Source organism: Zhihengliuella alba (assembly GCF_039538765.1).
GTDB lineage: Bacteria > Actinomycetota > Actinomycetes > Actinomycetales > Micrococcaceae > Zhihengliuella > Zhihengliuella alba.
This window is the reverse complement of sequence record NZ_BAABCJ010000001.1, coordinates 461423-486523: the sequence shown is the minus strand read 5'-3', so window position 1 is coordinate 486523 and position 25101 is coordinate 461423. Positions and strand designations below refer to the sequence as shown.

The 25101-nt window shown below is 71.4% G+C and carries 20 protein-coding genes; 13 read left to right on the top strand and 7 right to left on the bottom strand.

Annotated features, from left to right (window positions below; genetic code table 11):
- Nucleotides 1-26: 26 nt before the first annotated feature.
- Together ABD784_RS02165 and ABD784_RS02160 are read right to left on the bottom strand one after the other, a co-directional pair.
- Entirely contained in the window at nt 27-971 is a 945-nt protein-coding gene (locus ABD784_RS02165; RefSeq protein ID WP_344879286.1) for an alpha/beta fold hydrolase, read from the bottom strand.
- Nucleotides 968-2008: a sugar-binding transcriptional regulator gene (locus ABD784_RS02160; RefSeq protein ID WP_425582902.1), complete on the bottom strand. Its 1041-nt coding sequence runs from the start codon at nt 2006-2008 to the stop codon at nt 968-970. The genes ABD784_RS02165 and ABD784_RS02160 overlap by 4 nt, the downstream gene beginning before the upstream one ends.
- Before the next feature lie 154 nt (nt 2009-2162).
- Between ABD784_RS02160 and ABD784_RS02155 the strand changes: the two genes are divergently transcribed.
- From ABD784_RS02155 to holA, 8 genes are all read left to right on the top strand, one after another.
- Entirely contained in the window at nt 2163-3854 is a 1692-nt protein-coding gene (locus ABD784_RS02155) for a glycerol-3-phosphate dehydrogenase/oxidase (protein WP_344879283.1), read from the top strand.
- A gap of 160 nt (nt 3855-4014) precedes the next feature.
- The gene (locus ABD784_RS02150) at nt 4015-4746 is read left to right on the top strand and encodes an MIP/aquaporin family protein (RefSeq protein WP_344879280.1); all 732 of its coding nucleotides are present in this window, start codon (nt 4015-4017) and stop codon (nt 4744-4746) included.
- 43 nt (nt 4747-4789) lie between these two features.
- The gene (glpK, locus tag ABD784_RS02145) at nt 4790-6304 is read left to right on the top strand and encodes a glycerol kinase GlpK (protein WP_344879277.1); all 1515 of its coding nucleotides are present in this window, start codon (nt 4790-4792) and stop codon (nt 6302-6304) included.
- Between the two features lie 246 nt (nt 6305-6550).
- Nucleotides 6551-9043: a leucine--tRNA ligase gene (gene leuS / locus ABD784_RS02140; RefSeq protein ID WP_344879274.1), complete on the top strand. Its 2493-nt coding sequence runs from the start codon at nt 6551-6553 to the stop codon at nt 9041-9043.
- Between the two features lie 13 nt (nt 9044-9056).
- Nucleotides 9057-10004, top strand: coding sequence for a DegV family protein (locus ABD784_RS02135; RefSeq protein ID WP_344879272.1), 948 nt, complete (start codon nt 9057-9059; stop codon nt 10002-10004).
- 93 nt (nt 10005-10097) lie between these two features.
- Nucleotides 10098-10901, top strand: a complete 804-nt coding sequence (locus tag ABD784_RS02130; RefSeq protein ID WP_344879268.1) for a ComEA family DNA-binding protein — start codon at nt 10098-10100, stop codon at nt 10899-10901.
- Nucleotides 10898-13513 (top strand): ComEC/Rec2 family competence protein, encoded by a 2616-nt coding sequence (locus ABD784_RS02125; protein ID WP_344879266.1) that lies wholly within the window; start codon nt 10898-10900, stop codon nt 13511-13513. The genes ABD784_RS02130 and ABD784_RS02125 overlap by 4 nt, the downstream gene beginning before the upstream one ends.
- 33 nt (nt 13514-13546) lie before the next feature.
- Nucleotides 13547-14563: a DNA polymerase III subunit delta gene (holA, locus tag ABD784_RS02120; protein WP_344879264.1), complete on the top strand. Its 1017-nt coding sequence runs from the start codon at nt 13547-13549 to the stop codon at nt 14561-14563.
- Between the two features lie 109 nt (nt 14564-14672).
- Here holA and rpsT read toward each other — a convergent pair whose 3' ends face one another.
- Together rpsT and ABD784_RS02110 are read right to left on the bottom strand one after the other, a co-directional pair.
- Nucleotides 14673-14933, bottom strand: coding sequence for a 30S ribosomal protein S20 (gene rpsT / locus ABD784_RS02115; RefSeq protein ID WP_344879261.1), 261 nt, complete (start codon nt 14931-14933; stop codon nt 14673-14675).
- A gap of 238 nt (nt 14934-15171) precedes the next feature.
- On the bottom strand, nt 15172-15765 hold the full coding sequence (locus ABD784_RS02110) for a type II toxin-antitoxin system PemK/MazF family toxin (RefSeq protein WP_344879259.1): 594 nt from the start codon (nt 15763-15765) through the stop codon (nt 15172-15174).
- 73 nt (nt 15766-15838) lie between these two features.
- On the opposite strand from ABD784_RS02110, the gene lepA reads away from it, so the two are divergent.
- Together lepA and hemW are read left to right on the top strand one after the other, a co-directional pair.
- Nucleotides 15839-17692 carry a translation elongation factor 4 gene (lepA, locus tag ABD784_RS02105; RefSeq protein ID WP_344879256.1) on the top strand — a complete coding sequence of 618 codons (1854 nt, stop codon included), beginning with the start codon at nt 15839-15841 and terminating at the stop codon, nt 17690-17692.
- Nucleotide 17693: 1 nt separating this feature from the next.
- A complete protein-coding gene (gene hemW / locus ABD784_RS02100) occupies nt 17694-18923 on the top strand; it encodes a radical SAM family heme chaperone HemW (RefSeq protein WP_344879253.1) in 1230 nt (409 codons plus the stop codon).
- Nucleotides 18924-18980: 57 nt separating this feature from the next.
- On the opposite strand, the gene ABD784_RS02095 is transcribed toward hemW, so the two are convergent.
- The gene (locus ABD784_RS02095) at nt 18981-19388 is read right to left on the bottom strand and encodes a DUF4870 domain-containing protein (RefSeq protein ID WP_344879250.1); all 408 of its coding nucleotides are present in this window, start codon (nt 19386-19388) and stop codon (nt 18981-18983) included.
- 98 nt (nt 19389-19486) lie between these two features.
- Nucleotides 19487-20335: a DUF3097 domain-containing protein gene (locus tag ABD784_RS02090; RefSeq protein WP_344879247.1), complete on the bottom strand. Its 849-nt coding sequence runs from the start codon at nt 20333-20335 to the stop codon at nt 19487-19489.
- 167 nt (nt 20336-20502) lie between these two features.
- Between ABD784_RS02090 and hrcA the strand changes: the two genes are divergently transcribed.
- From hrcA to ABD784_RS02075, 3 genes are all read left to right on the top strand, one after another.
- Nucleotides 20503-21516 carry a heat-inducible transcriptional repressor HrcA gene (hrcA, locus tag ABD784_RS02085; protein WP_344879244.1) on the top strand — a complete coding sequence of 338 codons (1014 nt, stop codon included), beginning with the start codon at nt 20503-20505 and terminating at the stop codon, nt 21514-21516.
- Nucleotides 21517-21596: 80 nt separating this feature from the next.
- Nucleotides 21597-22730 (top strand): molecular chaperone DnaJ, encoded by a 1134-nt coding sequence (gene dnaJ / locus ABD784_RS02080; RefSeq protein WP_344879241.1) that lies wholly within the window; start codon nt 21597-21599, stop codon nt 22728-22730.
- Between the two features lie 9 nt (nt 22731-22739).
- Nucleotides 22740-23576: an RsmE family RNA methyltransferase gene (locus tag ABD784_RS02075; RefSeq protein ID WP_344879237.1), complete on the top strand. Its 837-nt coding sequence runs from the start codon at nt 22740-22742 to the stop codon at nt 23574-23576.
- A 48-nt stretch (nt 23577-23624) separates the two neighbouring features.
- On the opposite strand, the gene ABD784_RS02070 is transcribed toward ABD784_RS02075, so the two are convergent.
- Complete coding sequence (locus ABD784_RS02070; RefSeq protein ID WP_344879234.1) at nt 23625-24599, bottom strand: GerMN domain-containing protein; 975 nt, start codon at nt 24597-24599, stop codon at nt 23625-23627.
- Nucleotides 24600-25101 lie beyond the last annotated feature (502 nt).

Here is a 25101-nt window from a genome sequence, read left to right as displayed (position 1 = left end):
GAGCCCGAGGGCCCCGACGGTCCGGGTCAGGAGCCGCCCACGGCACGCCCCTGGACCCGACCGGCCAGGTCCCGGAGGAACCCGCGGACCAGCTGCGCTGCCGGCCCGGCCGCCTCGTAGTGGATCAGATGCCCGACCCCGTCGATCAGGCGCAGGCGGGCGTCGGGGAAGCGGGCGGAGAGGGCCCGCTGCGACTCCGGGCTGCCCAGTTCGTCGAGGACGCCGGCGACGAGCAGTGTCGGCACCGGGATCGCCGCAGCGTCGTCCCGCACCGTGCAGGAGATGGATGCGGCGAAGGCCTCGAGGAGGGCTCGGCGACTGGTGAAGCCGCCGAAGTAGCGCCGGTGCTGGTCCCGCACGTACCGCCGGGTCTCCCGGTCCCGGGACTTGGTCATCGTCAGGCTCATGACGTCGGTCACCAGCCGCCAGCGCAGCAGTCGCTCGCCCAGCGGGGCCGGGAGCGCGGCGCCGCAGCGGTAGAAGAGATGGGCCAGACGCGACAGGACGGCCTCCGATCCCTCCAGCGCTGGCTCGCTGATCGGATTGACCAGGATCAGACCCGCCCACCGGTGCGGCGCCGCGGCGGCGTGCGCCGCGGCCACGAGCGAACCGAACGAGTGGCCCAGGAGGACCGCATCGGCACCGACCCCGAGATCCTCGACCAGCGCGGACAGCACGGCCGCATAGCCCTCGATGTCGTGCCGGTGCGGCGCGTCCGCGGGCAGCTCCGTCGAGGCGCCGAATCCCGGCAGGTCGGGGACGACGAAGGTCGTCTCGGGCAGCGCCTCGATCAGACGCGTGAGGCCGTGGTGGTCCCCGCGGAAGCCGTGGACCGCGACGACGACCCCGCGGGACGGGGCGGGAGGCGAGCCGGTGGCCGCCGCGGCGTCGGGGCGGCCCGGGTACGTCCAGCAGCGGACGCGGGCGCCGTGCAGCTCGTGGGTGCTGAGCAGGGAGCGGCGGGGACTCATGCCTCCAACCTACCGCCGTCGGGGGCGGACGACCGCCGTGCCTGGTTCCGCTCGTGGAAACGGATCAGGTGCCGCGCGGCGCCCTCGTCGACCACGAGGTCCGTGATGTACCCGGCGGCGAGGGCCGCGGCGAGTGCGGGGACCTTGGATTTGCCGGCGACGGCGCAGACGCGGCGCGGCACCTGGCGCAGCTGCTCCAGCGCGGGACCCGTGGACCGGCGGTTGAGATCGATCCCGGCCGTGCCGCCGTCGGACCGGTAGAACACGGTGGCGATGTCGCCGACGACGCCCTCCCGACGCAGCTCGCGCACATCGGACGGCGTGAGGTAGCCGCCGCGGTAGACGTGGCTGGGGACCTCCGCGCCGATGGTGCCCAGGCCGAACACGGCCAGCCCCATGTGCGCATGCAGGTCCAGCACGCGGCGGACCGAGCGCTCCTGCCACATCAGCTCCCGCGTCTCGGGATGATCGAAGAACGTGGGGACGGGGAATTGCTCCACCCGGGCGGTGAAGGCCGTTCCGAACCGGTGCATGATGTCGGAGGCGTAGCCGATGCCGGAGGACTGCGGGTTCCCGGAGCCGTTCAGCTGGACGAAGACCGCGTCGTGCGTGGGCTTGCGCTTGAGGTGCTTGCTCAGCGCGGTCACGGTGGACCCCCAGGCGACGCCGACGGTCATCTCCGAGTCCACCAGACGGCCCACCAGGTCCGCTGCATGCAGCGCCACCCGGTCGAGGATCGACGACTCGCCCAGCCCGCCGTCGGTGGGCACCACGTGCGCGCGCACGTCGAAGAGCCGCGCGATCGCCGCCGCCGTCTCCGGCCCCTGCAGCTGGTGGTCGGTGATCGAGATGGTGACCATGCCCGAGTCCCGGGCGTAGGTGAGCAGCCGCGAGACCGTGGAGCGCGACGTCCCCAGGTCCCGGGCGATCGAGTCCATGGTCAGGTGCTGGACGTAGTACAGCTGCGCGGCCCGCAGGGCCTGCGCGTCCCGGCGTGGGGGCGTGCCCGCCCGGTGATCGGTCTCACGTTTTCTCACGGGCCAGCTCCCTTCCCCTCGTCGAATGATGCCCTGGGCCACCATTCTTGCACGTTCGTGCAGTTCGATTGACCGGCTGTGCACCGGTTTCCAAGACTGAAGCCGCGCCCCCCAGACGGGGCCGCGAGTTCCCGACCTAGGAGTCCACCGCATCGTGCACACCGACCAGACCCGCCAGATCGTCAGTCAGCTCCGAGACCGCCCGCGGGCCCGCGTGCTGATCGTCGGAGGCGGCATCAACGGAGTCGCCACCTTCCGCGATCTCGCCCTGCAGGGCGTCGACGTGACGCTCGTCGAGCGCGGAGACTACTGCCAGGGGGCCTCCGGTGCCTCCAGCCACATGATCCACGGCGGCATCCGCTACCTGGAGAACGGCGAGTTCCGCCTCGTGCGCGAATCGGTCCAGGAGCGGAACGGGCTGCTCGCCGTCGCGCCGCACCACGTCAAGCCACTGCGCACGACCATCCCGATCTTCTCCACGTTCTCCGGCATCATGTCGGCGCCCATGCGCTTCCTGACCCATCGCTCCGGCAAGCCGACCGAGCGCGGCGCCGTCCTGATCAAGCTCGGGCTGACGATGTACGACGCGTTCGCCGGTCTGCGCCGCCGCACCCCGTGGCACACGTTCCACGGCCGCCGTGCCAGCCTCGAGCAGCTCCCGGCGCTGCGCCCCGACGTGAAGTACACGGCGACGTACTTCGACGCCTCGGTCCACAACCCCGAGCGCCTCACCCTCGACGTCCTGCTCGACGGGCTCGCCGCGAACCCGCGCGCCCGGGCCGCCAACCACGTCGCCCTCGTCGGTCGCGACGGCGAGCAGGTGACCCTCCGCGACGAGCTCACGGGGGAGTCGTTCCAGTTCGCCGCCGACGTCGTCGTCAACGCCACCGGCGCCTGGACCGACCTGACCAACGCCGACCTCGGCAGCGGCACCCGGTACATGGGCGGGACCAAGGGCTCGCACATCGTGCTGGACCATCCCGAGCTGCATGCCGCCTGCGCCGGCCGGGAGATCTTCTTCGAGCACACCGACGGCCGGATCGTGCTGATCTACCCACTGGGCGACCGCGTGCTCGTCGGGACTACGGACATCGACGCCGACATGGATGAGGAGGCCGTCTGCACCGAGGCCGAGGTGGACTACTTCTTCGATCTCATCGGCCACGTCTTCCCCGGCCTGACGGTCGAGCGCGAGCAGATCGTCTACCGCTTCTCCGGCGTGCGCCCCCTGCCGCGGCATGACGAGACGGCCCCGGGGTTCGTCTCGCGGGACTACCGCATCGAGCGGCGCGAGGACGGGAACACCGTGCTCTCGCTGGTCGGCGGCAAGTGGACGACCTTCCGTGCGGTCGCCGAGCACCTGACCGACGACGTCCTGAGCGAGCTCGGCCTCCAGCGGTCGGTCCAGACCCGCGGCCTGGCCATCGGCGGCGGACGGAACTACCCGACGACGGACGCCGGGCGCCGCGCCTGGGTCTCGGCGCGCACCGAACTCGCGAGCGCGGAGCGCCTCGACCTGCTGCTCGAGCGCTACGGCACCCGGGCCGACGACGTGCTGCCGTACCTCGGCGCACAGGACGCCCCGGTGCGCGGACTCGGCAACCCGAACGAGCTGTCCACGGGTGAGCTCGACTACCTGGTCGCGAACGAACAGGTCTTCCGACTCGTCGATGTCCTCGTGCGCCGGACGTCCCTGGCCTTCCGCGGCCTGGTGACCCAGGAGCTGCTCGAGCACCTGGCCGACGAACTGGCCGACCGGCTCGGCTGGGACGCCGCGCGTCGCGACGCCGAGCTCGCGGGCAGCGTGTCGGTGCTCGAGCGCCTGCACCAGGTCGCACTGGCCTGACCGCCTCGGCCGGCCGCCCGACGAGGGTCGCGGCCGACAGGGCCGGCCGGCCACAGACCCGCCCCGAGGCGCATGACGTCCCGCGCCCGCGGCGCCCACCAGGGCCACCACCCCTGGACCACCGAGAACCAACGATCCCCGACTGACAACGGAGTCAACCATGACTATGGAAGTGTTCCTCGCCGAGATGCTCGGCACCATGACCCTGCTGGCGTTCGGCGGCGGCGTCGTCGCCAACGTCGTCCTGGCCCGCACGAAGGGCTTCAACGGCGGCTGGCTGCTCATCAACTTCGGCTGGGGCCTCGGCGTCTTCTCAGGCGTCTTCGTGGCCGCTCAGTCCGGCGGGCACCTCAATCCGGCCGTGACGGTCGGGCTCCTCGCGAACCCGGACGTCACCGAGTACGCGCCGGGCGTCGCCATCACGCTGGCGAGCACGCTCCTCTACTTCGCGGCCCAGATGCTCGGCGCGTTCCTGGGCGCCGTGATCACCTGGCTGACCTACCGCAACCACTTCGACGCCGACGGCAACGACGCTGCCGTCAAGCTCGCCGTCTTCTCGACCGGCCCGGAGATCCGCAACAAGCCGTGGAACGTGCTCACGGAGGTCGTCGGCACCTTCTTCCTCGTCTTCGTGATCGCGCGGTTCGGCGACACCCCGCACTCCCTGGGCCCGCTGGCCGCCGGTCTCCTGGTGCTCGCGATCGGCGCGTCGCTCGGCGGACCGACCGGCTACGCCATCAACCCGGCCCGCGACCTCGGCCCCCGCATCGCGCACGCGCTGCTCCCCATCAAGGACAAGGGCAGCAGCGACTGGGGCTACTCCTGGGTCCCCGTCGTCGGCCCGCTGATCGGCGGCGCCCTCGGCGGCCTCGTCGCCGGCGCGGCCTTCTAATCACCAAGCCATCCGCCTACACTCACCAGTCAAAGGAGACCCCATGAGCTACATCATCGCGATCGACCAGGGTACCACCAGCAGTCGGGCCATCGTCTTCGACCACTCGGGCGACATCGTCTCGGTCGGACAGAAGGAGCACGAGCAGATCATGCCCCGCGCCGGCTGGGTCGAGCACGATCCCGCCGAGATCTGGACCAATGTCCGCGAGGTCGTGGGCCAGGCCCTCTCCCGGGCCAACCTGACCCGGCACGACATCGACTCCGTGGGCATCACGAACCAGCGCGAGACCGCCGTCGTCTGGGACAGGAACACCGGCGAGCCGGTCTACAACGCGATCGTCTGGCAGGACACGCGGACCCAGCGGATCGTGGACGAGCTCGCCGCCGACGGCGGAACGGACCGGTACAAGGACCGTGTCGGCCTCCCGCTGGCGACGTACTTCGCCGGGACCAAGGTCAAGTGGATCCTGGACAACGTCGACGGCGCCCGGGAGCGGGCCGAGGCCGGCGACCTGCTGTTCGGCACCACGGACTCCTGGGTCCTTTGGAACCTCACGGGCGGAACGGACGGCGGCGTCCACGCCACCGACGTCACCAACGCCTCGCGCACCCTGTTCATGGACCTGGAGACCCTGACCTGGAATCAGGAGATCCTCGACGACTTCGGCGTCCCGGCGTCGATGCTGCCGGAGATCAAGTCCTCCTCCGAGGTCTACGGCACCGTCGCGGGCTCGCAGCTGCTGCGCGAGGTCCCCGTCGCCGGCATCCTCGGCGACCAGCAGGCAGCCACCTTCGGCCAGGCCGCCTTCGGCACCGGCGACGCGAAGAACACGTACGGCACCGGCTGCTTCCTCATCTTCAACACCGGCGAGGAGATCGTCCGCTCCCAGAACGGGCTGCTGACCACGGTCGCCTACAAGCTCGGCGAGGAGCGGACCGTGTACGCGCTCGAGGGGTCCATCGCCGTCGCCGGCTCGCTGGTGCAGTGGTTCCGCGACCAGCTCGGCATCATCGCCACGGCCCCGGAGATCGAGGAGCTCGCCAGCAGCGTGGAGGACAACGGCGGCGTGTACATCGTCCCGGCGTTCTCCGGGCTCTTCGCCCCGCACTGGCGGCCCGAGGCCCGCGGGGCGATCGTCGGCCTGACCCGGTTCGCGAACCGGAACCACCTGGCCCGCGCCGCCCTCGAGGCCACGGCCTTCCAGACCCGCGAGGTCCTCGACGCCGTCAACTCCGATGCGGGCGTCCCGCTCAGCGAGCTCCGCGTCGACGGCGGCATGGTCGCCAACGACGCGCTGATGCAGTTCCAGGCGGACATCCTGGGAGTCCCGGTCGTGCGTCCGCGCATCATCGAGACCACGGCCCTGGGCGCGGCCTACGCGGCGGGCCTGGCCACCGGTTTCTGGAACGATCTCGGCGAGCTGACCGCCAACTGGTCGGAGGACAAGCGGTGGGAACCGGCGATGGAGGAGGCCGAGCGCGAGCGCCAGATGCGCCTCTGGCGCAAGGCCGTCCAGCGCACTCTCGACTGGGTCGACGAGGACGTCGCCGGCTGAGTCCGGCCCTCCCGCGCGGGCGGGCAGCGCCCGGGCGGGGGAGTGCGACGGCGGTGCGCGCCGCCGTCGCACTCCGTCCCCGGTGCGCTAAACTGACCGCATGGATCTGCCCCTCCAGCTAACGTAGCCGCGCGGAGCCCCGCCAGCCGGGGCTGACCGTGCGGCAACCCCTTGTCTACAAGGGGTTTTTGTTTGTCTGGGAGGAAATCTCCCGCACCCGTCCAACCAGCGAAGGCGAATCGACCCGTGAGCACGCAGCACAGCGAAACCCCAGAGGCCACGTACAGCTTCAAGGACATCGAAGCGAAGTGGGGGCCGGTGTGGGAGGAGACGGGGGTCTTCGCCGCTGCCGAGGACGACACCCGCGAGCGGCGCTACGTGCTGGACATGTTCCCGTACCCGTCGGGCGACCTGCACATGGGCCATGCGGAGGCCTTCGCCATGGGCGACGTCGTGGCCCGCTACTGGCGCCAGTGCGGCTACAACGTCCTGCACCCGATCGGCTGGGACTCCTTCGGCCTGCCCGCGGAGAACGCGGCGATCAAGCGCAACGCGCACCCGGCCGAGTGGACCTACAAGAACATCGACACCCAGGCGGCGTCCTTCAAGCGGTACGGCATCAGCGCGGACTGGTCGCGCCGGCTGCACACGTCGGATCCCGAGTACTACCGCTGGACCCAGTGGCTGTTCGCGCGCTTCTACGAGAAGGGGCTCGCGTACCGCAAGGACCACCCCGTGAACTGGTGCCCGAAGGACCAGACCGTGCTCGCCAACGAGCAGGTCGTCGACGGCGCCTGCGAGCGCTGCGGGACGCCGGTGACCAAGAAGTCGCTCAACCAGTGGTACTTCCGCATCACCGAGTACGCGGACCGGCTGCTCGAGGACATGGACCAGCTCAAGGGACACTGGCCCGAGCGGGTCCTGCTGATGCAGAAGAACTGGATCGGCCGCTCCGAGGGCGCACACGTCGAGTTCGCCGTCGAGGCCGCAGAGGGCCGCCCGGAGCAGAAGGTCACGGTGTTCACCACCCGGCCGGACACCCTCTACGGGGCCACGTTCTTCGTGGTGGCCGCCGACGCCGACCTCGCCGACGAGCTGGTCACCGAGGACCGGCGTGCCGAGCTCGCCGCCTACCAGGAGCGCATCAAGGCCCTCAGCGAGATCGAGCGCCAGTCGACCGAGCGCGAGAAGACCGGCGTCTTCACCGGGCGCTACGCGATCAACCCGCTCTCCGGCGAGAAGCTCCCGGTGTGGGCCGCCGACTACGTGCTGGCCGACTATGGAACGGGCGCCATCATGGCCGTCCCGGCGCACGACCAGCGCGACCTCGACTTCGCGCGGGCGTTCGACCTGCCCGTGCGCGCCGTCGTCGAGACCGGCGAGGAGGACCCGGCCGAGACCGGCGTCGCGACGGCCGGCGAGGGCACCCTGGTCAATTCCGGCGATCTGGACGGGCTGGGCAAGACCGAGGCGATCGCCCGCGCCGTCGAGATCCTCGAGGCCGCCCACACCGGGGAGCGGACGGTGAACTTCCGACTGCGCGACTGGCTGCTCTCCCGGCAGCGCTTCTGGGGCACGCCCATCCCGATCGTGCACTGCCCGGACTGCGGCGAGGTCCCCGTCCCGGACGACCAGCTGCCGGTCCGGCTCCCCGAGGACATGAAGGGCGAGGACCTGGCCCCGCAGGGCACCAGCCCCCTGGCCGCGGCCACCGAGTGGGTCAACACGCAGTGCCCGCGGTGCGGCGGGGACGCCCAGCGGGACACCGACACGATGGACACCTTCGTCGACTCCTCCTGGTACTTCCTGCGCTACCTGTCCCCGGACTACACGGAGGGCCCGTTCGACCCCGAGGCGGCTCGCCAGTGGATGCCCGTCGGACAGTACGTCGGCGGCGTCGAGCACGCCATCCTTCACCTGCTGTACGCCCGCTTCTTCACCAAGGTCATCCACGACCTCGGCCTGCTCGACGTCTCCGAGCCGTTCGCCGCACTGCTGAATCAGGGGCAGGTCCTCAACGGCGGCAAGGCCATGAGCAAGTCCCTCGGCAACGGCGTGGACCTCGGCGAGCAGCTCGACCTCTTCGGCGTCGACGCCGTCCGCCTGACCATGATCTTCGCGTCCCCGCCCGAGGACGACGTCGACTGGGCGGACGTCTCGCCCTCCGGATCCGCGAAGTTCCTGGCCCGCGCGTGGCGTCTGGCCGGCGATGTCCTCAGCGAGCCCGGCACCGACCCGGCGGGTGGCGACGCCGCGCTGCGATCGGTGACCCACCGGACCGTCGCCGAGTCGGCGGAGCTGCTGGACGCCGGCAAGTTCAACGTCGTCGTGGCCAAGCTCATGGAGCTGGTCAACGCGACCCGCAAGGCGATCGACGCGGGGGCTGGCGGCGCGGATCCGGCCGTGCGCGAGGCTGTCGAGGCGGCCGCAGTCATCCTCAGCCTCTTCGCCCCGTACACCGCCGAGGACATGTGGGCCCGGCTCGGCCACGAGCCGTCGGTGGCGAACGCGGGCTGGCCGACGGTCGACCCGCGCCTGCTGGTCCAGGACACCGTCGTCGCAGTGGTCCAGATCAAGGGCAAGGTGCGCGACCGGCTCGAGGTCGCCCCGGACGTCTCGGAGGAGGATCTGCGCGAGGCCGCACTGGCGTCCCCGGCCGTCCAGCGGATCCTCGACGGCCAGGAGCCGCGCAAGGTCATCGTGCGTGCCCCCAAGCTGGTCAACATCGTCACGGGCTGACGACGTGGCGGCCGTGCGCGGGACGAGCGGAGGGGGCTGGCTCGCGCGCCTGCGCGGGCTGGCCGCCGAGGCGCGCCGCGCCGGGGACCCCCCGCGGGATCCTCGGCACGTCGCCGTCGTCACCGACAGTGCGGCGGGCCTGCCCGCCGAATGGCTCGCCCCGCACGGCGAGTCCGTCGTCGTGGTCCCGATCCCCGTCCTGATCGCCGGGGAGGAGTTCCAGGAGGGGTACGACGACGTCGCGACCCGCCTCGCGATCGCCCTCGCGAGCGGGACCCCCGTCACCACCTCCCGGCCGGGGCCCGGCGCGTTCGCCACGGCCTACGCCGCACTCGCTGCAGCGGGATACCGGTCCGTCGTCTCCATCCACCTCTCGGGCCGACTCTCCGGAACCGTCGATGCCGCACGGGTCGGGGCGGAGGAGGCGCGCCGGGAGCACGGGATCGAGGTGACCGTCGTCGACTCCCGCACGGCCGGCCTGGCCCAGGGCTACCTGGTGCTCGACGCCCTGCGCGCCGCCGCGGCCGGTGGCGGCGCCCACGAGGTCGCCGCGGCGGCGGCGCCGACGCGGCTGCCCAGCATCGATTTCGTGGTGCCCAGCCTCGAGCAGCTCCGGCGCGGCGGCCGGATCTCGCGGGCCGCCTCGGTGGTCGGCACGATGCTGTCCGTCAAGCCATTGCTCACCGTCCGGGACGGCGCGATCCAGGCCCGCGAGAACCCCCGGACCCTGGCCCGCGCCGTCGCTCGGCTCGTCGACGTCGCGAGATCGGAGGCGGAGGCCGTGGCCGCCTCGGGGCGGCCGCCGCGCATCGCCCTCCACTACTTCGGAGCGCCCGAGCAGGCGGAGGAGATCCGCCACGAGCTGCTGGAACTGGCGGCCGAGGACGTGCAGCTCGTCCCCCTGCCCGCCGTGCTCGGCGCCCACACAGGCATCGGCGTCGTGGCGGTCGTCGTCGCCTGACTCGCCCTCCACAGCGCTGGCCTGTGGCGGCGGCGTCAACAGGGGACCCCGTGCCCCGCGGCCCGCTCGCCATGCCGCCCTAGCGTCGGGGCCATGGTTCGTCATCGTTGGCAGACACGTCCCGGGGCCGGGAGCCAACCGCCGCCCCCGCCGCGGTTCCGGCTGACCTTCGGCCGAGGGGTGCTGCTCTGCGTCCTGGTGGGCGTCCTGGCCTGGGTCGCGGTGAGCCTGGTCGTGCGGCCCCTCGTCCTGAACCCGGGCACTGTCGGGACCGTCGCGCTGGAGCGCGAGTCCGCTGGCGGGTCCGCGGAGGAGGAGGCAGCCGGTGCGGGCCGGAGCGGGAGCGCCGGCGAGGACCACGGCGGCGCGCCGCAGCCCGGACTGACCGACCGGTCGTCGCGGCCCTCGGCCGAGTCCCGTGCGGGGGCGGGAGGAGCCTCCGCGTCTGCAGTGGCCGCACCGGAGGTCGTCCTGGTGCATGTCGCCGGCGCCGTCCAGCACCCGGGAGTCTACGAGCTCCCGGCCGGTGCCCGTGTGCAGGCCGCGGTCGAGGCCGCCGGAGGCCCGACCGCCGAGGCCGAGACGAGCGCCGTCAACCTGGCCGCGGAGGCCGTAGACGGCCAGCAGATCCTCATCCCGACGGTCGGGGAGGCGGTCGCGGGCCTCCCGGGAGGGGCCCCCTCCGCCGGCGCGGCCGCGAGCGGGGGAATCGTCCCGATCAACACCGCCGACGCAGCCGAGCTGGAGCAACTGCCCGGCATCGGACCCGCCCTCGCAGCCCGGATCGTCGAGTTCCGTGAGGCCAACGGGGCTTTCCACGACCTGGCCGACGTCGACGCTGTCTCGGGCATCGGCCCCGCGATGATGGAGCAGCTCGACGGTCTGGTCTCGTTTTGACCAGGATCGAGGCGGCCGGGAGGGCAGTGCGGCGGGCCGGGGCTGCGCTCAGCGCCGGCCCGAGCCGGGCCGAGCCGGCCGTCGCCCTCCGCCACCGGCTCCGGGAGGCCACGCGGCTGGACGCGCGCAGCCTCTGCGGCGTCGTCGGGGCCTGGGCGGCCGCGACGCTCCTCCCACGGGGAGACCCGACCATCGCTGCGGGGGCGGTCGCCGTCGGCGCCGCACTGGTCGTCGGGGCCGTCTGGGCCCTGTGCCGGGGGTCCGGCGTCGTGGCCTGGTGGTCGCATTGGTGGGGCCCGCTCGCGGTCGCGACGGCCGGATTCGTCCTCGTCGGGCTGACAGTGGCGACGGGCGCCGCGGCCGGTCATGCACCGCGGCTCGACGAGCACGCGGCAGCCCTCGGAACGGTGCGGGCGGAACTCTCCGTCGTGGGCGAGCCACGGAGAAGCACCCGGGAGCAACGATGGCGCGGCGAAGGGGGAGCAGAGGACGGGGGAGCAGGGGACGGGGCATCCAGGAACGCCGAGGGGGCGGGCGCCGCGGACGATCGACGGAGCGCCGACGTCGTCATCGCCGACGCGCGCATCGACCGGTACTACTCTGCCGGTCGGTGGCACGCCGGCAGCATTCCCGTGGTGCTGCGGATCGAGCCGCCGGTGCACCGGGCTGGTCCCGCAGGCGAGGACCTCGGCCTGGACACCGGCGACCGGGTGTACGGCCTGATCCGGCTGTCCCCCGCGGAGGCGGGGGACACTCACCGCTATTGGGCCGAGACGGCGGCACCACCGGACATCGTCGGCGACGCGCGCACCGGACCGGTCGAGAGTCTGCGCTCCCGCTTCGGCGCGGCGGTCCGAGAGCTGCCCGAGTACGGGCGCGCCCTCCTGCCCGGGATGGTCATGGGGGACCGCAGCGGCCAGGACCTCGCGCTCGAGGAGGCGATGAAGACGGCGGGCCTCGCCCACCTGACGGCTGTGAGCGGCGCCAACTGCGCGCTCGTCATGGGGACCGTCCTCTGGATCTCACGGCTCTGCCGGATGCCGCGCGGCCTCGGCTTCATCGCCTCGGCCGCTTCGCTTCTGGGATTCGTCATTCTGGTCGGCCCCGACCCGAGCGTGATCCGCGCGGCCGCCATGGGCGCCATCGCCTGCGCCGCCGTGTTCGGTGGACGCGGACGCCGGGCGTTCGCCGCCCTGTGCGCCTGCATCGTGCTGCTGCTGGCGTTCGAGCCAGATCTCGCCGCCGAGCCAGGGTTCCAGTTGTCGGTGCTCGCCACCGCGGGGATCGTCCTGCTCGGCCGCCCCTTGGCGCTCCTCCTGGGCCGGGCTCTGCCCCAGTGGCTCTCGGAGGGGCTGGCGATCAGCATCGCGGCCCAGCTCTTCTGCCAGCCGGTCATCCTCCAGATGGCGTCCTCGTTCTCGACCTACTCGGTCCTGGCCAACCTCGTCGTGGCGCCCCTGGTACCGGTCGTGACGGTCGTGGGGACGCTGGCCCTGGTCCTGGGACCGTTGCCGGCGGTCGTCGTTGCCCCGCTGGTCTGGACCGCGGGCCTGCCCGCCCACGCCGTGGGTGTCGTGGGAACAGCCGTCGCGGGCTGGCCCCAGGCCCGCGTTCCCTGGCCGGAGGGGATGTGGGGAGCACTGGTCGCCGTCGCCATCGTCCTCCTGGCGCTGACCGCGGTCTGGTTCGCTTCCTCGGAGCGACGCAGGCGCAGGTTCCTGGGCGCGATCGCCGGCGTCGTCGCCGCCGCAGTCCTCCTCGGCACGGTCCAACCGGGCACGGGCTGGGTCGAGCCAGCCGTGGGACCCTGGCGTATCGCAGCCTGCGATGTGGGCCAGGGTGATGCGATGCTCCTGAACCTCGGCGATCACCGGGCCGCCATGATCGATGTGGGCAACGAGCCGGAACGAGTCGTGGACTGCCTGCGGGCTCTCGACGTCACGACCCTGGAGATCCTGTTCGTCACGCATCTCCATGCAGACCACTACGGTGCGTGGCGGGAAGTGGCCGACACCGCAACCATTCGCAACATCTACTATGCGACCAGCGACACCGCAGCCGGCGCCCAGTGGGGCAGGGCGGTCACCGAGTACACCGGCGTCGAACCGCAGCGCGTCGGTGCCGGCCACCGTGACTCCTCGGGCGCCGTCTCCTGGGAGGTGCTCTCTCCTATCCCTGATGAGAACCCGCCCAGCGAGAACGATGCATCGCTGGTCCTCCTCGTTCGGCTCGGCGGAGCGCCTGCGCCACTACACCTGCTGGCGGCGGGGGACATCGAGAAGCAGTCGATGAGTCGCCTGGTCGACCGAGGCGTCGTGCCCGATGTCGACGTCCTCAAAGTCGCTCACCACGGCGCACGCAACGGTGGTCTGGAGGTGCTGGAAGCGGCAGATCCCGAGGCGGCGGTCGTCAGCGTGGGCGCCGACAACACGTATGGACACCCAGCCCCCGAGATCCGGGCCGGATTCCGGGAGGCGGGGGTGCCGCTGTTCCGGACGGATGAGCATGGCACGCTCCTGCTGTCGGTGGAGCCGGGCGACGCCGGAGCGGAACTAGTGGTGCGGTCCCTGCCGGCGACCAGGGGCCGCTACAGGCAGCATCGCCCGCGATAGGATCGACTGTCGATCCCGACCCAGGAGGAAACCATGGCTGCCCCCCGCACGCGACGCTCCGGCGGCCGGACCGGAGCGGATCCGCACGCTTGGCGTGGCCTCGAGCCCGTGCCGCTGATCCTGCTCACCGGACCCGAGGAGTTCATCGCTGCCCGCAGCTTCGACCGCGTCCGCCGCCGGTTGCTGGACCAGCAGCCCGACCTCGAGGTGACACAGTTCGATGCCGCGACCTATGGGAGGGGCGAGCTGCTGATGGCGGCGAGCCCCTCCCTGTTCGGCGAGGACAAGCACATCGAGGTCCGCGGTCTGGCGGCCATGAATGAGGACTTCCTCGAGGACGCTCTACAGTTCCTCCAGCAGGGCGCGGACACCGCGAGCGTGGTCCTGCACCATTCCGGCGGCAACCGCGGCAAGAAGCTGCTGGACGCGGCGAAGAAGGCGGGCGCTGTGGTGGTGGAGTGCCAGCCCCTGAAGAAGGACTCCGACAAGCTCGAGTTCGTCGCGCAGGAGTTCAAGGAGGGGCGTCGGCGCATCGATGCCGAGGCCGCCCGTGCGCTCGTCGCCGCGGTCGGCAGCGACCTGTCCGAGCTCGCCGCGGCCTGCAGTCAGTTGATCCAGGACACCACGGGCGAGGTCACCCACGAGGTGGTGGACCAGTACTTCGGAGGCCGGGTGGAGGCGACCGGCTTCAAAGTCGCCGACGCCGCCCTGTCGGGTCGGGGCGCGATGGCCCTGTCAACGCTTCGGCATGCCTTGGCCACGGGCACCGACCCCGTGCCCATCGTGGCGGCGCTGGCCCTCAAGCTGCGTCAGGTCGCCAAGGTGGCGGGCCAGCCGAAGTCGGTGGGGCAGCTGGCGCAGGAGCTGGGCATGCCGCCGTGGCAGATCCAGCAGGCTCAGGAACAGGCCCGGTACTGGTCCCAGAGCGATCTGGCGGCCTGCCTGCAACTGCTCGCCGAGACCGACGCCATGGTCAAGGGCGCCTCGCGCGATCCCGAGTACGCGATCGAGCGGGCGGTCGCCCGGATCGCCCGTGCCGCCGGCCGCTAGGCCGACCGGGAGCAGCCCGGCTGTGCCCGGGCAGGCCCTGCAGGGGCACAGCAAAAGGCGGGCCGTTCCGTGAGGAACGACCCGCCCGAAGCTTGAGCTGCCCGACTGCCTAGAGCGAGGCGACCTTCTTGGAGATGGCCGACTTGCGGTTAGCAGCCTGGTTCTTGTGCAGCACACCCTTGCTGACACCCTTGTCGAGCTTGCGGCTGGCCGAGGCCAGGGCGGCCTGGGCGGCCTCCTGGTTACCGGACTCAACAGCAGCGCCGACCTTGCGGATCAGGGTCTTCAGCTCGGACCGGTATGCGGCGTTGCGCAGACGGGCCTTCTCGTTGGTGAGGATGCGCTTCTTCTGGGACTTGATGTTTGCCACTTAGGTAAACTCTCTTGCTCTTGCGGATAAGGTCTGAGGGTTTCCTCCGAAGCCATTGACTGAGCGGCGTGGGGATACCTTTGGCGACCCCGGAGGACGCATCCGCCGACCTGCGCGGACACTCAGCTATCCATACTAGCCGTACACGGCCTCCGCGGCAACGCCGGGGAGCCGGGGGCCGGTGCGAGCCCGTGCGCGGTCGGACGGAGCCCGTCAGTGACCGGAGGCAACGGTGCGGTCACTCGGACGCCGGTAGCGCGCGGACCACCTGCGCGAAGCGATCCCGGGGGAGGACTGCGCCCTCGCGCCGCACCCCCTGCGGCAGGAGCCTGATGACCCGGTCCAGTTTGACTTCGCTCTCCCGGCCGCGGGGATCCCAGGGGCCGGAGCCGATGTCCACATAGCCGGCGTCGTGCCGCTGTGCGTTGTTGCGGTCCCTGCTGGTCAGCATCAGCCCCAGCAGGTAGGCGCCGTCGTGACCGACGAGAAGTACCGGACGATCCTTCCCCTGTCCGGCATCCTCCTCGTAGGGCACCCACGACCAGACGATCTCGCCGGGGTCCGGCAAGCCGTCCGGCGCGGGGGAGTAGACGGGACGCAGGGGACCGGTGTAATCGCCCGGATACCCTCCGTCGCGCCAGTCGCCCGAACCGGCGCCGGTGCCGGCCGGACCCGTGCGCCCGACGCGCTCCGGAGACGGGCCCCCGGCTCCGGAGCGAGAACCGCCCCCGGCCCGCCGTTCCTCGCGATAGACCCGGGTGGCGAGACGGGCGAAACGCCGCAGCGAACGCATATTGATCTGCATACCGAGAAAAGTATCAGCCGGGTTCATGGGACAATGAGGGGATCGTCCCGCAGGGGTCGATCCTGACCCATGTCCGAAACCCAGCGAGGTCCCCGAAACCGTGTCTCCTTTGGCCCGCAATGCTCCGGCCCCTTCGAAAACCGATCCGTCGGTGATCCGGAACTTCTGCATCATCGCCCACATCGACCATGGCAAGTCCACTCTGGCGGACCGCATGCTCCAGGCAACGGGCGTGGTGCAGCCGCGCGACATGAAGGCCCAGTACCTCGACCGCATGGACATCGAGCGCGAGCGCGGCATCACCATCAAGTCCCAGGCCGTGCGCATGCCGTGGGAGGACGAGAACGGCGTGACCTACGCGCTGAACATGATCGACACACCCGGGCACGTGGACTTCACCTACGAGGTCTCCCGCTCTCTCGCCGCCTGCGAGGGCGCCATCCTGCTCGTGGACGCCGCCCAGGGCATCGAGGCGCAGACGCTGGCGAACCTGTACCTGGCCATGGAGAACGATCTGACGATCATCCCCGTCCTGAACAAGATCGACCTGCCGGCGGCGCAGCCCGAGAAGTACGCGGCCGAGCTGGCGCACCTCATCGGCGGGGACCCCGATGACGTCCTGCGGGTCTCGGGGAAGACGGGCGAGGGCGTCGAGGCCCTCCTGGACCAGATCGTCCGCCAGCTGCCGCCGCCCGTGGGGGACGCGGAAGCACCCGCACGGGCCATGATCTTCGACTCGGTCTACGACACCTACCGCGGCGTCGTGACGTACATCCGCGTGGTCGACGGCATGCTGCAGCCACGCGAGCGGATCAAGATGATGTCCACGGGCGCGACGCACGAGCTCCTCGAGATCGGCGTCAGCGCGCCCGAGCCGGTCCCGACGAAGGGGCTCGGCGTCGGCGAGGTGGGCTACCTCATCACGGGGGTGAAGGACGTGCGGCAGTCCAAGGTCGGCGACACGGTGACCAACCTGAACCGGCCGGCCGACCAGCAGCTCAGCGGCTACGCCGATCCGAAGCCGATGGTCTTCTCCGGGCTGTACCCGATCGACGGTTCCGACTACCCGATCCTGCGCGACGCGCTGGACAAGCTCCAGTTGAACGACGCTGCGCTCGTGTACGAGCCGGAGACCTCCGTGGCCCTGGGCTTCGGCTTCCGCGTCGGCTTCCTGGGGCTCCTCCACCTCGAGATCGTCCGCGAGCGGCTCGAGCGGGAATTCAACCTCGACCTCATCTCGACGGCTCCGAACGTCGTCTACGACGTCGTGACCGAGGACAAGGAGGTTGTCACGGTCACCAATCCCAGCGAATTCCCGGAGGGGAAGATCCTGGAGGTGCGGGAGCCCATGGTCTCCGCCACGGTGATCGCCCCGAGCGAATTCGTCGGCGCGATCATGGAGCTCTGCCAGGGCAAGCGTGGCGTGCTGGGCGGCATGGACTACCTCTCGGAGGAGCGTGTCGAGATGCGATACCGGCTCCCGCTGGCCGAGATCGTCTTCGACTTCTTCGACCAGCTGAAGTCCCGAACCCGTGGCTACGCGTCGCTCGACTGGAAGGCCGACGGCGAGCAGGTCGCGGATCTGGTGAAGGTCGACATCCTGTTGCAGGGCGACCAGGTCGACGCCTTCAGCGCGATCACGCACAAGGACAAGGCGTACTCCTACGGAGTCATGATGACCCGCAAGCTGCGCGAGCTGATCCCCCGCCAGCAGTTCGAGGTGCCGATCCAGGCGGCCATCGGCTCGCGCATCATCGCCCGCGAGAACATTCGCGCCATTCGCAAGGACGTCCTGGCCAAGTGCTACGGCGGCGACATCAGCCGCAAGCGCAAGCTGCTGGAGAAGCAGAAGGAGGGCAAGAAGCGCATGAAGATGTTCGGACGCGTCGAGGTTCCCCAGGAGGCCTTCATCGCCGCGCTGTCCTCCGATTCCTCGGCGGACAAGAAGAAGTAGCGTGCCCTCCACCCTCCCGCTGGGCGACCCGGCGCCGTCCAACGGCGTGCTCCCCGCCTCGGCGGCGGCCGGGGCCGCCGAGCGCACCTTCTCGGCGTATGTGCACATACCGTTCTGCGCGGTCCGCTGCGGCTACTGCGACTTCAATACCTACACGGCAACGGAGCTCGGCCACGGCGCGAGCCAGGACACCTATGCTGCCGCCGCGAGCCGCGAGGTCGTCTTCGGCGCTGGCGCGCTGGACGCGTCCGGCCTGCCGCGGCGGCCGGTCGAGACGGTCTTCTTCGGCGGCGGCACGCCCACCCTCCTGCCGGCGTCGGACCTCGTGTCCATCCTCGACACGGTGCGGGAGGAGTGGGGCCTGGCGCCGGGCGCCGAGGTGACGACCGAGGCCAACCCCGAGTCGGTCACGCCGGAGACCTTCCGGACGCTGGCGCAGGGAGGCTTCACGCGCGTCTCGCTGGGCATGCAGTCTGCGGTGCCGCACGTGCTGGACGTCCTGGATCGCACGCACCGCCCGTCCCGGGTCCCCCTGGCCGTGCAGTGGGCCAAGGACGCTGGCCTGCAGGTGAGCGTCGATCTGATCTACGGGACGCCGGGGGAGTCGCTGGCCGACTGGGAGCTCAGCCTGACCGAGGCGATCTCGTACCAGCCCGACCACATCTCGGCCTACGCGCTCATCATCGAGGAGGGGACACGGCTGGCCGCCCAGATCCGTCGGGGCGAGGTGCCCGACATCGACGACGACGACCATGCCGACAAGTACCTCCTCGCCGATCGCCTCCTCGCCGAGGCCGGATTCGAGTGGTACGAGGTCAGCAACTGGTCGCGGGGTGCGGCGAGCCAGTGCCGGCACAACCTCGCGTACTGGCGGGGCGGCGACTGGTGGGGCGTCGGGCCGGGAGCGCACTCGCACGCCGGCGGCGTGCGCTGGTGGAACGTGAAGCACCCGGCCGCCTACCAGCAGCGGCTCGACGCCGGCGAGTCGCCGGCAGCGGGGCGGGAGACGCCCGACGCCGAGGCCAGACTCCTCGAGGACGTCATGCTGCGTTCGAGACTCCGCGAGGGCCTGCAGATCGACACACTGCCGGACGCCGCCCGGGCGGCGGTGGCGGGTCTGATCGCCGACGGCCTCGTCGAGGGGCCGGAGGCACTCCGGGGCCGGCTGCGTCTGACGCTCGACGGTCGGCTGCTGGCCGATGCGGTGGTCCGGCGGCTGCTGGGCTTCTGAGCGGATCGGCGGGCCGCCGCGGGTTCGTCTCGCCCCGCGGGGGCACCGGACGGGTGCCTACTTGAACAGGCGGAGGTTGAACCGGTAGCGGTACGGGCGGCCACGGTTCGCCTCGAGACCGGCGACCAGGCCGTTGACCGTGAGGACGACCCACACGGCCACGGCGATGACCGCGAAGAATCCGCCGATCACGGGAATCAGCGTCAGCAGGTTGCAGATCAGGGCGACCACGGTCAGCGGGAACGTGAAGTTCAGGGCCTCGCGGGCCTCCTGGGCGGTGAACGGCCCGCGCTCGCGGTAGACGTAGTAGATGACGGCGGACGGGATGCAACCCAGGATCGCGCCGAAGTGCGCCATGGTGGCCCACTGGCGGTCCTGAGTGGGGGTCAGCCGCTCAGCGGCCGGCGAAGAACCGTCGAACTGCGCGCCGGGGCGCTCTGTGGGTTCGCTGTACCTCTCGGGCATTTCTTCCTTCGTCCACCTGTCCTGGTCGTTGCCGGGATGCCGACACCGCAAGTGTAATGGTGCGAGCCGGGAGAACCTGCCAGACTCCGTCGGGCCGGTCAGTCGGCCCCGGCGGTGAGGAAGTCGATGACCTCCTCCACGCGGCCGAGCAGACTCGGCTCCAGGTCCGCGTACGTCCGCACGGAGCCGAGGAGTCGCCGCCATCCGTCCGCGACGTCGGCCTGCGACTCGTGCGGCCAGCCGAGACCGCGCAGGATCCCGGTCTTCCAGTCCAGCCCCCGCGGCACCACCGGCCAGTCCTCGATGCCGATGACCTGCGGCTTGATCGCCTGCCAGACGTCCACGTAGGGGTGGCCCACGATGAGGACGTTGCCGCCGGCCCCGGGGACCCGCATGGCCTCGGCGGCGATGCGGGACTCCTTGGACCCCGGGACGAGGTGGTCGACGAGGACCCCGAGCCGTCGCTCCGGCCCCGGGGCGAACTCGCGGACGAGCCCGGACAGGTCGTCGACTCCGTGGAGAGGCTCCACGACGATTCCCTCCACGCGCAGATCGTGCCCCCAGACCTTCTCGACGAGCTCTGCGTCGTGCTTGCCCTCGACCCAGATCCGCGAGGCCCGAGCCTGGCGGGCGCGGTGGTTCTGGACGACGACGGAGCCCGACGCCGACCGCAGCGTCCCGGTCGCCGCCTTCGGCCGCGGCGGCAGGAGCTCGATCGGCTCGCCGTCGAGGAGGAAGCCGAAGCCGAGCGGGAAGCTCTTCGTTCGCCCGCGCCGGTCCTCCAGCGCCACGGTGGCCATCCCGCCGACCCGCTCGATCCTGACGACGGCCCCGACCCAGCCCGACTCCGCGTCCTCGAGCACCATGTCGCGTTCGGCGGCAACCCGGCGGAGCTCCTTCTTCTTCTGCGGGGAGAGCTGCTGCGCGCCCCAGGAGTAGTCGAACATGCGGCTCCTTCGGACAGGGACGGGATGCGTGCGGCGACTCGGACGGTGCGACTCGCGGAGCGGTCCGCGGCCGCGGCTCGCCGGCGATCATGCTAGCAAGGCACCATCCGTACTAGACTTAGCACTTGAACGTGTCGAGTGCTAAGCAGTGGAGACGGAGGGGAACGATGTCCGATGCGCGTCGACTCGAGGTCCTGCGAGCCATCGTCGAGGACTTCGTCCAGTCGCGGGAGCCGGTGGGCTCCAAGGCGCTTCTCGACCGGCACAATCTGGGCGTCTCGGCGGCCACCGTGCGCAACGACATGGCCGTGCTCGAGGAGGAGGGGCTGATCGTCGCCCCGCACACGTCGTCCGGTCGCATCCCGACCGAGCGTGGCTACCGCCAGTTCGTGGACCGGATCGAGGAGGTCCGCCCGCTCTCGCCCGCCGAGCGCCGGGCGATCCAGTCCCTCATGGAGGGTGCCGCCGACGTCGAGGACGTCCTCGAGGGCACCGTGCGGCTCCTCGCCCAGCTGACGAACCAGGTCGCCGTCCTCCAGGTGCCGCAGTTCAGCAACACCGCGGTGCGGCACATCGAGCTCGTCGGACTCGGCGAGCGTCGGGTGCTCGTGGTGCTCATCGGCTCGAATGGCAAGGTGGAGCAGCGGGTCGTACACTTGCAGGCCGACGTGACGGACGAGGACCTCGTCCTCGTGAAGACCGCGCTGCTGAACAGTCTGCACGGTCGCCGCCTCGACGAGATCGCCGGTCTGCTCGGCGCCGCGGTCCGCGAGCTGCCGCCCGTGCTGCAGCCGACGGGGCATACCGTCGCCGCCGCCGTGCAGGCGCTCTCGGAGCACGGCGTCGTCGACCGGGTCATCATGGCGGGCACGGCGAACCTCGCCCGCTCGGACCGCGACTTCGCTCTGACGATCACGCCCGTCCTGGAGGCGCTCGAGGAGCAGGTGGTGCTTCTGCGCCTGCTCTCCGAGATGGAGCTCGATGCCCGCGGGATCGCCGTGAAGATCGGCCGCGAGAACGTCTACGACGGGCTCACGGAGACGTCGGTCGTCGCGACGGGCTACGGTCCCGAGCAGCGCGCCAAGATCGGCGTCCTCGGGCCGACGCGCATGGACTACGGGAGCTCCATGTCCGCGGTCAGGGCCGTGGCGCGTTACCTATCCCGCATCCTCGTCGGCTGATCGGCGGGGCCCCACAGACTCCGGTCCGCCCCCAGGGGCTGGACTGACAGACGGAAGTTCGAAAGGACAGAGTTAGCAACGTGAGCGACTACTACGAGGTGCTGGGCGTCTCCCGGGACGCCTCCGCCGAGGAGATCAAGAAGGCCTACCGCAAGCTGGCCCGGAAGCTGCACCCGGACGTCAACCCGGGCGCCGACGCCTCCGACCAGTTCAAGCAGGTCACCCGCGCCTACGAAGTCCTCTCGGACCCGCAGAAGCGCCAGAACTACGACACGACGGGCGATGAGAATGGAAACCCGCAGGGCTTCGGCGGCGGCGGGTTCGGAGGAGCCGGGTTCGGCGGCTTCGGCGACATCTTCGAGCAGTTCTTCGGCGGCGGCGGGCAGGCGGGCCCCGTCTCGCGCACGCAGCGCGGGCGGGATGCGCTGATCACGGCGTCGATCTCGCTGAAGGACGCCGTCCAGGGAGTGGTCTACCCCCTGGAGATGGAGACCGCCGTGACGTGCGGGACCTGCCAGGGCAGCTGCTGCCGGCCGGGCACCTCCCCGAAGACCTGCCCGAACTGCCAGGGGCGCGGCCAGGTCCAGCGCCCCGTCCGGTCGGTCCTGGGCCAGATGATGACCCTCGAGACCTGCCACATCTGCCGCGGGCACGGCGATGTGATCGAGGACCCCTGCAACGAGTGCAACGGCCAGGGCCGCGTCCGCGAGCACGTCAGCAAGCAGTTGAAGGTCCCCGCAGGCGTCGCCTCGGGCACGCGCATCCACCTCGCCGGGCAGGGCGAGGCCGGTCCGGGCGGAGGCCCGGCCGGAGACCTCTACGTGGAGATCGACGTCCGCCGTCACGCGGTGTTCGAGCGCGACGGGAACGACCTCCACGCCGTGATGAACATCCCCATGACAGCCGCGATCCTCGGCGCGGACATGAAGCTGGACACGTTCGACGGCGAGCAGGACATCACGGTCGATCCGGGCACCCAGTCCGGCCAGACCATCCGGCTCCGGGAGCTCGGCGTGCCGCGGCTGCGCGGCACCGGCCGCGGCGACCTGATCGTCACCCTCCAGGTGGAGACGCCCACCAAGCTCTCGGACGAGCAGCGCGAGCTCATCGAGAAGCTCGCGGAGCTGCGCGGGGAGGTCGTCGCCGAGGGGAGGCTCGCCGAGCGGGGCGGGATGTTCTCGCGGCTCTTCGAGAAGCTCGGCCACCGGAACTAGGGGCGCCGGATGAGCAATCAGGCCTTCCTGGCGGCGGAGGGGCAGCTCGACGACGTCGCGCCGGGCTCCCTCGTCTCCGTCGACGGCGACGAGGGCCACCACGCGGTGACGGTCAAGCGCGTCCGGGCCGGGGAGCAGCTCGACCTGCTGGGCGGCCGCGGACGCAGGGCCGTCGTCACGGTCGTCGACGTGGCCAAGCGATCCTTCACGGCCCGCGTCGACAGCCTCGTCGACGAGCCGGCGCCCGCCACGCGGGTGGTGCTGGTCCAGGCCCTGGCGAAGGGCGACCGCGACCTCCACGCCGTGGAGTCCGCCGTCGAACTCGGCGTCTCCGCCGTCGTTCCCTGGCAGGCCGAGCGTTGCGTCGTCCGGTGGTCCGGCGAGAAGGCCGCCAAGGGGCGCCACAAGTGGCAGGCCACGGTGCGTTCCGCCGTCAAGCAGTCGCGGCGGGCGTGGAGCCCGTCGGTCGGCGCGCCGAGCACGACGGCGCAGCTCGCCGCCGCGTTCGCGGATCCGACCCAGCCGGGCCCCCTGGGGGAGCGCGGACCGGATGAGGGGGCGAGCGAGGAACGGCCAGAGCGTCTGGCGCTGGTCCTGCACGAGGCCGCGGCCGAGCCGCTGGCCGAGCGTGTCCGGACCGCGCTGGATGGACTGGGCGCGGCACGGTCCCTCGACGAGGTGTGGCTCCTCGTCGGGCCCGAGGGCGGCATCTCCGAGCGGGAGCTCGAGAGTCTGCGCGCCGCCGGGGCGTGGCCCGTGGCGCTCGGCCGGCACGTGCTGCGGTCCGGGACCGCCGGGCCGGCGGCGCTCGTCCTCGCCCGCCATCTGGTGGGGGACCTGGACTAGCCGCGGAACCGCAGGGCCCGGCCGACGCCGTCGGCCGGTCCCCGGCGCCTAGTGACCGGTGGCCTGCTCCGTCGCCACGCGGAAGACCTTCCGGTCGAGCCCTGCCTCTCCACCGTCGGCGTCCTCGCCCCAGACGGAGACGCGGTAGAGGCCCTCGTCGAGGACCACCGGGACGTCGAACTGGTCCTCCGGCAGATCGCCGCGGCCGACGTCGACGACGCCTCCGTCGACCGACACGGGCTCCTCCAGCAGATCGGCCTCGGTGCCCGTCCCGGCGGAACCGATCCGCTCGACCCTCCAGTGCAGGCCGCCGGGGTAGTCGATCCCGACCCCTGTCACGTGGACCGTGCCGGGGGAGCGGAGCGAGCCGAACTGCGGCTCGATGATCCAGATGGGGGCCCGCAGCCCGGGGATGCGCGGCATCGGCTCGTCCGTGCGCAGGTGCCCGTAGACCATCCGGTCGCTCCGGCCGTCCACGAGGAGCCGCACGCGCGGGCTCGTCTCGTCCGAGAGCAGGCCAGCCGACGCGGCAGCGGCCGTCGCCGTGTAGACGATCTGCTGCACGGCCAGCCGGGCGTCGGCGGCATCGAGGCTGCGCCGGAAGGCGTCGGAGGAGATGTCCACGGTGATGACGTTGTCCGCGTCGATCGATGCGCCGACCTCCGGGGTCGGACTCAGGAGCGAGCTGTATCCCGAGTCGTACGGCATGCCGTTGAGGAGATGCTGCAGCGCCGTCACCACCGGGTCCCCGTGGTCGTGGGCATGCGTGAACTCGCGGTACAGCCGGCGCTCACCGTCGACGGTGCCGACCCAGTAGACGGGCGAGAGCTGCCGCGCGGAGAGGTCCTCCTCGCGACCGTCGGCGGAGGAGCCGACTCCACTGGGCGCGAGAGTCGCCGGGGCGCTCAGCCGGGCGGACACCGAGGCGCTCTCCACCGGCGCGCAGGCCGAGAGGAGGCAGACGCACAGCGACGAGGCTGCAGCCCAGCGGGCCAGCTTCCGTCTGCGATGCGTCGATTCCATCCGTGTCCTCGGCTCGGCCGGGCCGGGCGCGATCGCGGTCCGGTACCCGGTGGTTCTGGGGCCGGCCTCCTGCGGCCGAGTGGCGGCCTCGGGCACGGCTCGGGCCGCGCGCGCAAGGCACCGGAACAGCGTGCCACAATCCGCCCTGCGGCGCATGCGAATCCGCCCGTCGGCATGGAATCGTTTCCGGATCGAGACCCGGAGGCACCACGAGGGCACCGTCCCGTTCCCTGCCCGTGACCTAGACGGCGGGCATTGCGCCGGGCGGCCCCGCCGCGTGGTGCGATGCCCGCATGCCCCCGGCGCGGGGCCTCGCGTAGACTGGTCGGCGGGCACGCCGGAGGCGTGCTGCGGCCTCGCAGCCGCCCGATACATGCAGGAGGCGTTCCCGCTTTTATGACCCAGGACCGAGACGCACGGACCCCCCGGGACCAGGAGACAGACGCAGGCCGGGGGCCGAGCGGCGACCGCGACGCCGTGGCCGGGGCCGGAGACGGCGTGC